Origin of the sequence: uncultured Phocaeicola sp. (genome assembly GCF_948499155.1) — a bacterium.
Taxonomy (GTDB): Bacteria; Bacteroidota; Bacteroidia; order Bacteroidales; family Bacteroidaceae; genus Phocaeicola; species Phocaeicola faecalis.
In genome coordinates, this window is sequence record NZ_CAOOSE010000007.1 from 38,528 (window position 1) to 52,323 (window position 13,796).

The window sequence follows — 13,796 nt, forward strand, 5'->3', positions numbered from 1 at the left end:
ATTTAGTAAAATGCGAGCTATTTTTCAGGGCGAAAGGTTTCATAAGTACCGTTATCGAAGAAAATTCTTATTTCAGTGATTTTTCTGGCAGGTCTCTCTATGTACTTAATCTCCTCACGCACAATCTCTTTAGGGGGTATAACAGAGGTTTTAACCTCAGTTTCCTTGCGATATTCAGATGCATTCGTCCCATTGGACGCAAATAATGAATTCTCGTCAAACAATGGACCGGGAAAACTGCCATTATTATCCGAGTCTACATCGGTCTCCATTTCTCCTTCGCCATAGAGAAGCCAATCCAAACTAATGTAATCACAAGCCTTGTGTATTTTCATGACTACCTCCAGGCTCGGATTATTCCTACCACTCAGGATATGAGAGAGAGAGGAAGGCGAAATTCCTATCTTATCTGCAAATTGCGCAGCAGTCATACCTTCTTTTTGGATGATTTGAGCTATTCTTTCCTTCATTTACAAAAGTAATAAGTCAGATTATATAGAGACAAAAGTAATTCTTATAATTCGGATTTGCAAATTTACAATACATAAATGTATAGTTTATATTTGTATTTGCAAAATTTACACACTTAAACAATGTTGCATTTACAAGCGTAAACTACCATAAAACAGCAATAAATTCAACTTTAATTAACTGGACATAAACCACTCATTATATGATACTTATAAATTCAATATATGTACTATTTACAAGTGAAAATATCGAAAAGAGCAAGTTTTTTGCCCTTTCTTTATCAACCACTTTATAAACAGGTATAAAATAATTGGTTTTCAATGTATTATACACCATATCATAGGCTTAAATAAATATGCATACACATTTATAACCTCACACTTTACAAAATAACACTCTCCTATTTACAATCATAAAATATAAGTTTGTAAATTTGAAGATTTACAAAATAGACTATATTTAATCCTGTTCACAATCCTATATTCATTGTTGAAAATACAAAAACTCGCCAATTGTGAATTTTAACGCCTGAAGAAGAGAAATACACCTCTGCATCTGACTTCGTAAGCCCTCGGTCCAACAGACATTTTACCGATACACACAAATATCCTCCTCACTCCAATAACGATAAAAATGACGATTTGGAATTTGCTTATTACAGTTTGCACGTACGTACGCATCGGCCTACACATATATATGTGTATTGATCTGGTTCCGTTATATCCTGTACCAAGATTTGATTAGTTTATCTCCCTCTCTTGGCAAACCGCTTTTTAGGTGGCATATTTGTCTCTCGCCAAACTTTAAAATAGAGAAATACTTCCATTTTCACGAACAACTACCCACTTCTTACTAAATACGCGACTCTCAAGAAGCAAATTTCCATATAACTATCTAATTATAAATAAGATAAGCTTCATTTTCACTATCAGCAGAAAGGATAATCTAGAAATTTGAAAGAGAAGATGCCTATCAGGATAGCCCCAACAGCATAAAGAAGAAAAAAGAGAATGAATATGTAAAATAATATCGATATGTAACAAAGGCAGTTAACAGGAAAAGAGATACTATAAAAAAACTCCCGATGTTCCCATCACAAAGAACATCGGGAGTTTCTTCCTCCCATCGACAGCTCTATCTAATGAAGAATTTTATAAACAAGCTCCCGAAGTAACTCCCCATCCCCCAAAGAAGAATTTCCCACTCCTTTTGACTTGGCATCGCAGTAACGAATCTCACCAATTATCTGCATCACCTTCACCCCGCTATATTTCCTCATAGCAGCCATATAGTCTTTAGATTGCCAAGGAGATTTCAGCCCCAACTGAGCAGCAATACCTTGCTCCGACTTCTCGGGAGCATAATACGCCAGCATTAAATTAGAGAAGAAATTAAATAACACAGACAATGTCATCTGCAAAGGATTAGTCTTAGGATTCTCCTCAAAATATTTTATTATCTGGTTTGCCTTAAACACATCCTTTATGATTAAGGCATTTCTAAGCTCATAGTTATTATAATCCTTGCTTATGCCTATATTCTGCTCTATTTGCTCCGGTGTGATTCGTTTTTGCCCTTTAGGGAGAGTAATAATAAGTTTTTCCAATTCCCCTGCCATTCTACTCAAATCCGTACCGACAAACTCGGCCATCATTTCGGAGGCTTTCGGTTCAATCTCGATAGATTTACGCTTTAAATAAGAAGTGATAAAGCCTGCCAATTGAGCATCTTTTATCTTCTTTGATTCAAAAAGCACACCCACCTTCTCTATTTCAGCTGCCAATTTTTTTCTTCTGTCCAAAACCCCATGCTTATGGCACAGCACCAAAATAGTAGACTCCAAAGGTCTCTGCAAATAATAAGACAGTTCATCCATATTCTTTACACCCTGTGCTTCCTTTACTATGACAACCTGATATTTGGACATCATAGGATAGCGCTTGGCTGCATTGATAATGGTAGCTATATCCGTATCGGCACCATATATAATCGTTTGGTTGAATTCCTTTTCACTTTCATTTAACACCGTTTGAGCAATATACTCAGAAATTTTGTCTATATAATAAGACTCTTCTCCCATGAGATAATACACAGGTTTATAGATACGGTTTTTCAGGTCACGAGCTATTTCTTCGTAAGTGGTTTCTTTTGCCATAATGAGTAAAATTACCAGTCAAATTTCAAGTGCTTAACCGTCTTCTTTTCATCAATAATCATACGCATGGAAGCAATGCCAATCTCTACGTGCTCCTTCACGAACTGTTGCGTTACAATGTTGTCGCTCTTGTCAGTTTTCACCCCTTCCGGAATCATCGGTTGATCTGACACCAAAAGCAATGCACCGGTAGGAATATGATTATAAAAACCGGTAGTAAACAATGTGGCTGTCTCCATATCCACACACATGGCGCGAGTCTTAAGAAGATACTTCTTGAACTCTTCATCATGTTCCCAAATGCGCCGGTTAGTGGTATATACAGTCCCTGTCCAATAATCACGGGCATGATCACGAATGGCAGACGAAACAGCACGTTGCAACATAAATGCCGGTAATGCAGGAACTTCGGGCGGATAATAGTCATTAGAAGTTCCTTCTCCACGGATGGCAGCTATCGGCAGAATCAAATCGCCTAACTTATTTTTCTTATCTATCCCTCCACATTTTCCAAGAAAGAGACATGCCTTGGGCTGAATGGCACCTAGCAAATCCATAATAATGGCCGCATTAGGGCTTCCCATTCCAAAGTTAATGATGGTCATCCCCTCTGCACTGGCAGATATCATATTGGCATCACGTCCCAACACCGGAACGCCGAATTTCTCGGCAAACAACTCCACATATTTATTGAAATTGGTCAGAAGTATATACTCTCCGAAATCTTCCAGGCTTCTTTTTGTGTAGCGAGGAAGCCAGTTTGCTACAATTTCCTCTTTTGTTTTCATAATCTTTTGTATTTTTGTGCCGGTTATACCGGATCATACTTATGCAAATTTACTAAATGTTATCATTAAACTTACCATCCTACGAAGCTAAAATAGCACAGCGCAACGGAAAAAATGTTATTTTCGATACGCTCCGAAAAAGATATGTCGCCCTTACTCCCGAAGAATGGGTAAGACAGCATTTTGTTCACTTTCTGACGGATTATAAAGGTTATCCTAAAGGATTACTTGCCAACGAGATACAATTGGACTTGAACGGAACAAAGAAGCGTTGCGACACCGTGTTGTATGATAAGAATCTGAATGCAAAACTGATTGTGGAGTACAAAGCCCCCCATATAGAAATAACACAAGCGGTGTTTGACCAGATAACGCGCTATAACATGGTGCTGAAAGTGAAATATCTCATTGTGAGCAACGGTCTGAGCCATTATTGCTGCCAAATCGACTACGACACACAAAGTTACGTCTTCTTACCCGAAATTCCATCTTATTCCCAACTGTAGCAGGGGGGGGGAGAGAAATAGAGATAAAAATACGGATTGCACAAAACAGAACTGTCACATCGGTGACAGTAAGTTCCATGCAATCCGTTCAATATTAACAATAAATAAAAAACTTATTTCTTTACAGATTCCAAGTGTTGTTCTGCTACCACACCTGCCAATTCAGGGTCAATCATGATACGACCACAATATTCGCAAACGATAATCTTCTTACGCATACGGATATCCAACTGCTTCTGAGGCGGAATTTTGTTAAAACAACCACCGCAAGCATCGCGTTGTACATAAACAATACCCAAGCCATTACGAGAATTCTTGCGAATACGTTTAAATGCCTGCAACAAACGAGGTTCGATAGTAGTCTCAAGCACTTTAGCCTTTTCACGGAGCTTTTCTTCCTCCTGCTTGGTTTCAGAAACAATTTCTTCCAGTTCTGCCTTCTTTGCATCCAAGTCTTTCTTTCTTTCTTCCAAAGCCTCATTGCTTTGTTCGATTTCCTCATTCTTGGTCTTCTCAGCAGCTGTATATTCTTTAATACGCTTCTCACAGAGTTCAATCTCCAATGACTGGAATTCGATTTCTTTGGTTAGCACATCATATTCACGGTTATTGCGTACATTATCTTGCTGAGATTTATATTTCTCAACAGAGTTCTTAGCCGTTTCAATCTCAATCTTCTTTGTGGCAATGTTTGATTTCAGCTCTTCTATTTCAGCTTTTATCTTTTCGATACGGGTACTCAAACCTGCTACTTCGTCTTCAAGGTCTTGTACTTCAAGAGGAAGTTCACCTCTCAGTGTCTTAATCTTATCGATTTCGGACACCATGGTCTGCAACTGGTATAAAGCTTTCAACTTCTCTTCTACCGTCAATTCACTCGGGTCTTTCTTTGCTTCTCTAGCCATAGTTCTTCTTACAAATATTTAATGGGATTGGTGTTTACCCGCGTCATCTGGACTTCCAGTGCCGGAAACATTTCCCGTATGATTGAATAAAATATTTCTTTTGTATATTGTTCACTCTCATAATGCCCTATTTCAGCTATCAAAATATCATTCTCATAATTGAAATAGTCATGATACTTCACCTCACCGGTAATAAAAACATCTGCTTTACCGACCGCACGAGGCAATAAAAATGCGCCTGCTCCACCACATAAAGCCACAGTCCGAATCAGACGTCCCGATAAATGGGTATGCTTCACACACCCCACCTCAAAAGTTTTCTTGATGCTTTTCAGAAACTCCAGCTCCGTTTCGGGCTCCTCCAGCTCTCCTATGATTCCGGCTCCCACCTGAGCCCAATCGTTTTTCAACGGATAGAAATCAAATGCAGGCTCCTCATAAGGATGAGCATCCAGCAGAGCTTTTATGACAGTCGCCTTCTTAAAATCGGGAAGAATTGTCTCAATGCGTATTTCGGGCTCTTTATGCAGTTCGCCCACCTCTCCGCAAAATGGATTTGCCCCTTTCAACGCACGGAAAATCCCCTCGCCCTCCACATTATAACTACATGAATCATAGTTGCCTATACATCCACATCCGGCTTCTGCCAATGCTTTTCTTACTTCATCAGCTTGTGCACAAGGAACAAAAGTAACCAATTTCAGCAGACATTCCTGTTTAGGTTCGAGTATACGGATATTCTTCAAACCGATTTTCTCGGCAATCTTGAAGTTCACTCCACCCGGAACATTATCCAAATTGGTATGAGCCGAATAAATAGCAATATCGTTCCTGATAGCTTTCAGGATACAACGTTCCACATAATCTCGTCCCGTAATCGATTTATATCCTTTGAAAATAAGCGGATGATGTGACACAATGAGATTGTATCCCAACATCACTGCTTCATCTACAACGGCTTCAGTAACGTCCAGACACAACAAAGCCCCTGTTGCTTCCGCTTCTGTCAGTCCGATTTGCAGTCCGGCATTATCAAAACCGTCTTGCAAAGGCAGAGGCGCGAACCTTTCAAGGGCACCTATTACTTCTTTAATTTTCATTCCTTTGAGAAAATTTGAATGCAAAGATACATTTTTTTCTTGATGAAACGAAAATAATCGAAGAAAATTTCTATATTTGTTCTCATCTCAAAGTATAAACCTTCTGAACCAACACTACTATATATATGACTATGCGAAGCATCACTTTATATTTTCTACTGGCAACCCTAACGATTGGACTACTGATGGGATGCGGAAACAAATCGTCCGACAAATCCCAGTCCAATTCCCGCATTTTACTTTCGGGAATAAGTTATCCGGCAATGTCAGAAAACAATATAGTAGAGTTCAGCAAGTCTGATTTCACCACAGGAGCCATCCGCTCCATTGAACAGATTCCGCTTGACATGACAATCGAGAATCGGGAATTGGGTATCTATATCAAAGGAAATTATCTGCTTGTCAAGCACTTGGAAAGAAGGAAGGGTGCTCATCTGCTGCATGTAATATCCTTGCCCGATTATAAAATAGCGGCGGAGTTGGCGCCTTTCGGAGAAGGGCCGGACGAATTTACCGACATTCGTATAATAGACACCGAAGAAATAGACAAACTTTGCTACATCCGCAATTTGTACACCAACCAGCTTTTCTGCCTTTCACCGTCGCTGGAACTAAAGGAATGTGGCAAGTTTCTTGCATTTCCAGAATTTACCGGTCAGACAGAAGGAAGCTTATATTTGGGAGACAACAATATGCTGACCGATTTGGGGTCGGGCGACGGACTGGGAATGTGCGCAGTAAACCAAAAGGATTCTACCATTAAAGGAATTATTCCGTTTCACTTTGAAGAGGGCACCCGGGGCTTCTTTTATATAGGAAATATGGTACACAGTTTCTCGAAAAGACGAATAGCCCGCACATTTACTTACCATGACAGGCTTGTCTTTTTCGACTTCGACGGTAAAAACGCGAAAACGATTCGATTTGGAGACAAACATCTGAGAACTAAGACCTCTCTTGAAAACCCCATCTATTACTACAGTTGCTTCGGCAATAACAGATATGTTTATGCCATTTACAGAAAGTCGCAAACGGATGCCGACAAGAGTAATCCCCTCTATCTGGAACAGTTCGATTGGGATGGCAACCTAATCGCTCGTTATCCGTTACCCGAAGGTCGTGGTTTCTTTTCGGGATGTGCTACAGAAAATGATTCGGTTATATATCTTGTGGACTACTACGAAGACCATTTCCTGCATAAAATAATTCTGCGCAAAGGGTAATTTCGCTGAAAAGCAACGGCAGTAAACAAGTTTACGAGATAATAAAACCAATAAAACGTGCAAGATTATTTTCTCTGTTTGATAAACTTATTCTTTAGGGCATAACGCTCATCTACCACACGGTCGGTAGGAAAAAAAGTGAGATGGAGACGCCACTCCCCTTCCTGAAAAGTAAATTTCCGACCTGTGACACCCTGTCGTATCTGTATTATTTTCTCTTCGATAAACACTTCCAGCCCATTCAGTTCCGAACTTCCTTCACGCATGATGTCTGCGGTGATAAAAAAACCGGGAGTCTCCATTTTGGCTATCCTACACCATATTTGTTCTTTATCTGTCATATTGGAATAATATTTGTCAGAAGACCTTATTTTCGCTTTCCCTCTTTGTGCACTTGCAGCAAGCGACCGTAGGAATCAAAAGACTTTCGGGAAGCCAACATAATGGTAATCATCAGTGAAAGCATAGAGGAGGCAACAGTTATCACCACTATCATTATCTGATATTTAATGGCTACATGAGGCGAGCTTCCACCTAATATCTGTCCAATCATAGTTCCGGGAAGTGCCACCAAGCCTGTCACAGCCATATTAGCTATACCGGGACTGAATGCTTTTATTAAAGCCTGACGAATGAAAGGGGCAATGGCCTCACTACGGGTAGCACCGTTGCCCAACAAGTAATAGTAAAGTTGTTGCTCGCGCTTCAAACCTGCATAGTAGGTATTAAGGCCAATCACGTTCACTCCCAGCATATTACCCATAATAATGCCGAATACTGGAATGAAATATTGAGCACTGAAGATGTTATCCAGTCGAAGTACGAATCCCAGGAAGTAAAGCCCCACCAATACCACTGTTACCAAGAAGCCCACGGAGATGGGAATCATCAGAATATGACGTTTCAGGTGAGTGCGGGTAACTGCAGTTTCGGCTGCCACGCCCACCATAATAATTACCCACAAGCAATTAATAAAAGGATTGTTCCACTCAAACAGAAAGCGGAGATAGACACCGATAAAAAACAACTGAATTATCATTCGCACGGCACCGGTTAGAATAGGTTTCAGTAGCCCCGTCTTAAAACGCCACAAGAAGTAAACAGGAATCAGTAAAAGCAACAATCCTACTCCCAGGCTGGTGTAATCTATATCTATCGTTCCCATCTATACACGTTTTATTATAGGTTAAATATATGGTCGCAACCGGCGGCAAACTGCTTATCGTGAGAGACCGCCAAAACTGTCATTCCCTTACCACACAGGCTTTTAAAGAAATCTATCACACGCTCGCAAGAACTGGGGTCGAGTGCTGAGGTCGGTTCATCTACAATAAGTACCGATTTATTGAGCAACCCGGTAACTGCCAGCATAATCCGTTGTCTTTGTCCCCCCGACACCTCGTGCACACGCTTGTGGTAAAGCTCCTCTTCCAAGCCCAGCAAGGCAAAATTATCCAACAAATGCTCCATGCAAAAGCCTGTTTCGCGATTGGCTTTCAACTCGAAAGGCATACGCACCATATCACTTACCCATTCGGACGGCAGGGCAAGCTCTTGTGGAATCCATGCTATTTTCCGTCGGACGGAATCGGCACTTCGGGAAGTCATCTCTACCCCATCTACCCTGATAACTCCTTCATTTATAGGTACAAATCCCAGAATAGCCTTCAGTAATGAAGTCTTTCCACTGCCCGAGTCACCGCAAACGCAAACGCTCTCCCCCCGATTTACATGTAGGTTGAGGTGCCTGAAAAGCAACAAGTCGCCAAAGTTGATAGATAAATTTTCTACTTCAATCATTTCCCAAAGAATAAAAAGGTCGGTAGCATTCACTGCAGCCGACCTTCCCTATTTTTAGACTAAAAAAATCAATAAGCTCTAGCAAAGAGTACACGGCGAGCAGATGGTTTGCCGGTTACCATACATTTGCCCGGAGTAAGGCTTTCTTCATCTGCATCAAAAGGCAGACAACGGATTGTTGCCTTTGTCTCTTCTTTAATGCGGTCTTCCGTCTCAGGAGTTCCGTCCCAATGAGCCAAAATAAAGCCGCCTTTTTCTATTTGTTCTTTAAACTCATCGTATGAGTCCACCTTTACGATATGACTGTTACGATAGTTCAATGCTTTCTGATAGATGTTATTCTGAATATCTTCCAACAAGTTCTGCACGTACTCTTCGATACCGTCGCATGAACGAGTTTCTTTTTCCAACGTATCGCGGCGCATCACTTCCATGGTATTGTTTTCGAGGTCACGGCCGCCCATTACCAAACGGACGGGTACACCTTTAAGCTCGTAATCGGCAAATTTAAAGCCCGGACGCTTGTTGTCGGCGTTGTCATACTTCACCGAGATGCCCATCGCCTTCAGCTTCTTCACGATACCTTCTATCTTGGCATCAATCTTCTTCAGCATTTCGTCGTTCTTGTAAATAGGAACGATAACTACCTGAATCGGAGCCAAATGCGGTGGCAACACCAAACCGTTATCATCCGAGTGAGTCATAATCAACGCACCCATCAAACGAGTAGATACCCCCCATGAAGTGGCCCAAACATAATCCAGTTTATTATTCTTATCAACAAACTGAACATTGAATGCTTTTGCAAAGTTCTGTCCCAAGAAGTGAGAAGTACCGCATTGCAATGCTTTTCCGTCTTGCATCAGACCTTCGATGGTATAAGTATCAAGTGCGCCGGCAAAGCGTTCGTTGGCCGATTTCACACCCTTGACAACCGGAACAGCCATATATTTCTCTGCGAAATCACCATAAACATGCAGCATCTTTTGTGCTTCCGCTTCTGCTTCTTCACGAGTTGCATGGGCTGTATGACCTTCTTGCCACAAGAACTCTGCTGTGCGAAGAAACAAACGGGTACGCATTTCCCAGCGCATTACATTTGCCCATTGATTGCACAGGATGGGAAGGTCACGGTATGAGTTTATCCAGTTCTTATATGTACTCCAAATAATTGTTTCCGAAGTAGGACGGATAATCAGTTCTTCTTCCAGCTTAGCAGCCGGGTCAACAATAACTCCCGAACCGTCTTCCGCATTCTTCAGTCGATAGTGAGTCACCACTGCACATTCTTTGGCAAAGCCCTCTACGTGTTCGGCTTCACGGCTAAGGTAGGATTTAGGAATCAGCAACGGGAAATAGGCGTTAACATGTCCTGTTTCTTTAAACATGTCGTCCAACTGACGCTGCATCTTTTCCCAAATGGCGTATCCGTAAGGCTTGATAACCATACATCCGCGCACAGGTGATTGTTCGGCCAAATCTGCCTTTACCACCAAATCATTATACCACTGAGAATAATTCTCGCTTCTTTTGGTAAGTTCTTTTAATTCTACTGCCATTGCTATATTGTTATTTTTACATTCCTTTTTAGAGTCTGCAAAAGTAGTAAAAAAGCATGGGAAAGTACCAATGATTTCCCAAAAATATTATTGATAACGGTAATACCACCAATAGGTATCGCCAAATTTGCGTCGCATACGGTTCTTCCGCTCTATCGGTGAAGTATATTCTTTTTGAAGTTTATCAAATTCTTGCAGACGTTGTATCATCAACGTATCATTCAAAACACGTGGATAAGCAGGATGCGATTGCTTATAGAGCAGAATCGCCTCGCGGTAGTAACGGGGTAATGTATCTTGCTCAAAGAAGTTGTCTTCCACGACAGAAGCAAATCTATCAAGCTTTTTGTCGAGCAGCAGAGCATTCAGATAATAATCCAATGCTGTATGTTTGCCCACCTCATCCCGGCAGATGCGAGCTAGAAAATCAGTCGTGCTTTCTGTGGCTCGCGGCTTGGCTCCCAAATAATTATACAAACTATCTGCATTCATCCGCAAAGTTTCTTGCGAAAACGAAGCAAACAACAATCCGTCCGAACCATAGTGTTGAGGATATTCAAACAAATGGTCTCCCATCGTTCCTTCACGTGACAAGGCGTATGTCCGAAGCACAGTCAGCGTACGGCTGGGATCTAACGATTCGTAACCCACTCTGCGTGCGGCATTATAGTCTTTCTTGCGGATAGCACTTTCTATAGCCAGTTCGTGATGAAAGTTGATATCCGAATTGCCGATGCAAGCCGTCATCAGACACAGTGCCAACAAGATGGCCAGATTAGAGTTAATCAGTCCGACCACAGAGCCTTCATGGTCTAACCAATGACGTAGTATCCTTCGGAGAGCAAAAACGACTCCCACATATATAATAAGTAGAAGAGGCAGCAACCATAACCATTTATCCGCAAAATTTCCTCCGTGGTAAAGAGAATAATCCACATCCGTCAGCACACCTAACAATAGACAGGAGGGAAAATACGAAAGTGACCTTACCGGACCTTTCAACCCCAACAAACCATTTATTCCCCATCTGAATATCAATAAGACAAGTGTAATGATAACGGCTCCCGCCAAAGGCGAATAATGGGTCTTTCCCTGAGACAACGAATAGTGCAATGCTCCCAATACATCATTCTGAAACAGATAGAGATATATGAAACTGAAAGCGGAGAAAAGAAGGCCGCACGCACCCGTGAGGATGCGGACGGCTCTCTTATAGGATAAATTGGTATTGCTACTCATATAAAGTTATTCTTTCACTTTTTTCAAAACCACCGCCGAACGAGCCGGAATATACAGTTTCAGCCATTCTTTTCCTTCTCTTTTATAAAGAGGGTCAAAGTTGGTCAGGTGACGTATGCTATCGTCTGCCAGGCCAAAACCTCCAAACTCTTTCGCATCGGTATTGAGAACTACCTCGTATGCCCCGTAAGGAACCAGGAAGCCGTAATCCGTAAACGACTGAGTCGGGCTGAAATTGAATACGAAGATATTATTTTTACGACGATATGCCAATACTTGGTCATTGTCATTATGCCATATTTCAATCACCGGAGCGTCCTGTATGTTTTTCATCTCTCTGAGAGTGTGTATCATGGCCGAATCAAAATCACCCAAGTAATGGTAACACAGGTCTTTATTATCTACCAAGTTCCATTGGCGGCGTGCATATTTGTGTGACCATCCGTTACCCTCACGCGGGAAGTCAATCCATTCAGGATGACCGAATTCATTGCCCATAAAGTTCAGATAACCGCCATTGATGGTAGATGCCGTCAACAAGCGAATCATCTTATGCAGGGCAATACCGCGATGCACGTTATAATTTTCGTCCCCTTTCTGGAAATGCCAATACATATCGGCATCTATCAGACGGAATATAATTGTTTTGTCTCCTACCAAAGCCTGATCGTGACTTTCGGCATACGAAATGGTTTTCTCGTCTTTGCGGCGGTTGGTCACTTCCCAGAACATACTGCTCGGTTTCCAGTCTTCGTCTATCTTTTCTTTGATTGTCTTAATCCAATAATCAGGAATATTCATAGCCATACGGTAATCGAAGCCGTATCCTCCGTCTTGATAAGGTGCAGCCAGTCCCGGCATACCCGATACTTCTTCAGCAATAGTAATAGCTTTGGAGTTCACCTGATGAATCAGCTTATTGGCCAAGGTCAGATAACAAATTGCGTTATCGTCCTGATTACCGTTAAAGTAATCACCATAATTACAGAATGCTTCACCCAAACCGTGACTATAATACAGCATGGAAGTCACACCATCAAAACGGAAGCCATCGAAATGAAACTCTTCCAACCAATATTTACAGTTGGACAACAAGAAATGTATAACCTCATTCTTGCCGTAATCGAAGCACAATGAATCCCATGCCGGATGTTCACGACGTGCACCGGGATAGAAGTATTGATTCGGGTCTCCGGCAAAGTTGCCAAGTCCTTCCACTTCATTCTTAACGGCATGAGAGTGAACGATATCCATAATAACAGCGATACCCATTCTGTGAGCTGTATCAATCAGTTCTTTCAGTTCTTCGGGAGTACCAAAACGAGAAGATGGAGCAAAGAAACTGGATACATGATAGCCGAAACTTCCATAGTAAGGATGTTCCTGAATAGCCATAATCTGAATACAAGTATAGCCATCAGCCGCTACTCTAGGCAATATTTTTTCGCGGAATTCGTTATAAGTACCTACCCTCTCCTCATTCTGGGCCATACCAATGTGACATTCATAAATCATCAATGGATCTATTTTGGCACGGAATACCTTTTTTCTGAATTTATAAGGTTTTTCCGGCGCCCAAACCTGAGCACTGAATATCTTTGTCTGTTCATCCTGAACGACACGAGTAGCCCAAGCGGGAATACGCTCGCCTTCACCACCGTGCCAACGGACTTTCAATTTATACAAATCACCATGCTTTACGGCATTAGGATTGAGTTCCACTTCCCACACTCCCGGAGAGTTCTTCACACGATACATCCGAAAATCACCGTGCTCTTTCCAATCATTGAAATCTCCAATAATATAGATTTCTTTCGCATTCGGTGCCCATTCGCGGAACACCCATCCCCTTTTAGTACGGTGCAGACCGAAATAAAGATAACCGGTCGCAAAGTCAGAAAGTGTTGATTTACCGTTTGTCAATTCAAGTTCTTTGTCGATTGCGTGCTGGTGACGTCCTTCAATGGCAGCCGAATAAGGTTCCAGCCATGGATCACTTTCGATAATTCCTAATTTGGGAGTTGTATTTTCCATAATATGATAATTAATA

General features: G+C 41.5%; 13 protein-coding genes. 2 read left to right on the forward strand and 11 right to left on the reverse strand.

Features of this window, described 5'->3' with window-relative positions:
* Positions 1–17: 17 nt before the first annotated feature.
* The 3 genes from QYT14_RS07275 to QYT14_RS07285 form a co-directional block, all read right to left on the reverse strand.
* Positions 18–470 carry a helix-turn-helix transcriptional regulator gene (locus tag QYT14_RS07275; protein ID WP_262914288.1) on the reverse strand — a complete coding sequence of 151 codons (453 nt, stop codon included), beginning with the start codon at positions 468–470 and terminating at the stop codon, positions 18–20.
* A gap of 1,139 nt (positions 471–1,609) precedes the next feature.
* Complete coding sequence (holA, locus tag QYT14_RS07280) at positions 1,610–2,626, reverse strand: DNA polymerase III subunit delta (RefSeq protein ID WP_237039366.1); 1,017 nt, start codon at positions 2,624–2,626, stop codon at positions 1,610–1,612.
* An 11-nt stretch (positions 2,627–2,637) separates the two neighbouring features.
* Complete coding sequence (locus QYT14_RS07285) at positions 2,638–3,414, reverse strand: AMP nucleosidase (protein WP_005938774.1); 777 nt, start codon at positions 3,412–3,414, stop codon at positions 2,638–2,640.
* Positions 3,415–3,470: 56 nt separating this feature from the next.
* On the opposite strand from QYT14_RS07285, the gene QYT14_RS07290 reads away from it, so the two are divergent.
* Positions 3,471–3,920, forward strand: coding sequence for a type I restriction enzyme HsdR N-terminal domain-containing protein (locus QYT14_RS07290; RefSeq protein WP_288324783.1), 450 nt, complete (start codon positions 3,471–3,473; stop codon positions 3,918–3,920).
* Positions 3,921–4,033: 113 nt separating this feature from the next.
* Here the strand turns inward: QYT14_RS07290 and QYT14_RS07295 are convergent, their stop codons facing one another.
* On the reverse strand, positions 4,034–4,825 hold the full coding sequence (locus QYT14_RS07295; RefSeq protein WP_237039364.1) for a C4-type zinc ribbon domain-containing protein: 792 nt from the start codon (positions 4,823–4,825) through the stop codon (positions 4,034–4,036).
* 8 nt (positions 4,826–4,833) lie between these two features.
* A complete protein-coding gene (locus QYT14_RS07300; RefSeq protein WP_288324782.1) occupies positions 4,834–5,925 on the reverse strand; it encodes a Nif3-like dinuclear metal center hexameric protein in 1,092 nt (363 codons plus the stop codon).
* A 125-nt stretch (positions 5,926–6,050) separates the two neighbouring features.
* On the opposite strand from QYT14_RS07300, the gene QYT14_RS07305 reads away from it, so the two are divergent.
* Positions 6,051–7,148, forward strand: coding sequence for a hypothetical protein (locus QYT14_RS07305; RefSeq protein WP_288324780.1), 1,098 nt, complete (start codon positions 6,051–6,053; stop codon positions 7,146–7,148).
* A gap of 65 nt (positions 7,149–7,213) precedes the next feature.
* Here the strand turns inward: QYT14_RS07305 and QYT14_RS07310 are convergent, their stop codons facing one another.
* From QYT14_RS07310 to QYT14_RS07335, 6 genes are all read right to left on the reverse strand, one after another.
* Positions 7,214–7,489, reverse strand: coding sequence for a hypothetical protein (locus tag QYT14_RS07310; RefSeq protein WP_237039361.1), 276 nt, complete (start codon positions 7,487–7,489; stop codon positions 7,214–7,216).
* A gap of 26 nt (positions 7,490–7,515) precedes the next feature.
* A complete protein-coding gene (locus QYT14_RS07315; protein ID WP_237039360.1) occupies positions 7,516–8,313 on the reverse strand; it encodes an ABC transporter permease in 798 nt (265 codons plus the stop codon).
* A 14-nt stretch (positions 8,314–8,327) separates the two neighbouring features.
* Positions 8,328–8,948, reverse strand: a complete 621-nt coding sequence (locus tag QYT14_RS07320) for an ATP-binding cassette domain-containing protein (RefSeq protein WP_237039359.1) — start codon at positions 8,946–8,948, stop codon at positions 8,328–8,330.
* 68 nt (positions 8,949–9,016) lie between these two features.
* Entirely contained in the window at positions 9,017–10,507 is a 1,491-nt protein-coding gene (gene proS / locus QYT14_RS07325; RefSeq protein WP_237039358.1) for a proline--tRNA ligase, read from the reverse strand.
* A gap of 87 nt (positions 10,508–10,594) precedes the next feature.
* On the reverse strand, positions 10,595–11,746 hold the full coding sequence (locus QYT14_RS07330; RefSeq protein WP_288324778.1) for a DUF6057 family protein: 1,152 nt from the start codon (positions 11,744–11,746) through the stop codon (positions 10,595–10,597).
* 6 nt (positions 11,747–11,752) lie between these two features.
* Positions 11,753–13,780: an alpha amylase C-terminal domain-containing protein gene (locus QYT14_RS07335; protein WP_288324810.1), complete on the reverse strand. Its 2,028-nt coding sequence runs from the start codon at positions 13,778–13,780 to the stop codon at positions 11,753–11,755.
* Between the last annotated feature and the right edge of the window lie 16 nt (positions 13,781–13,796).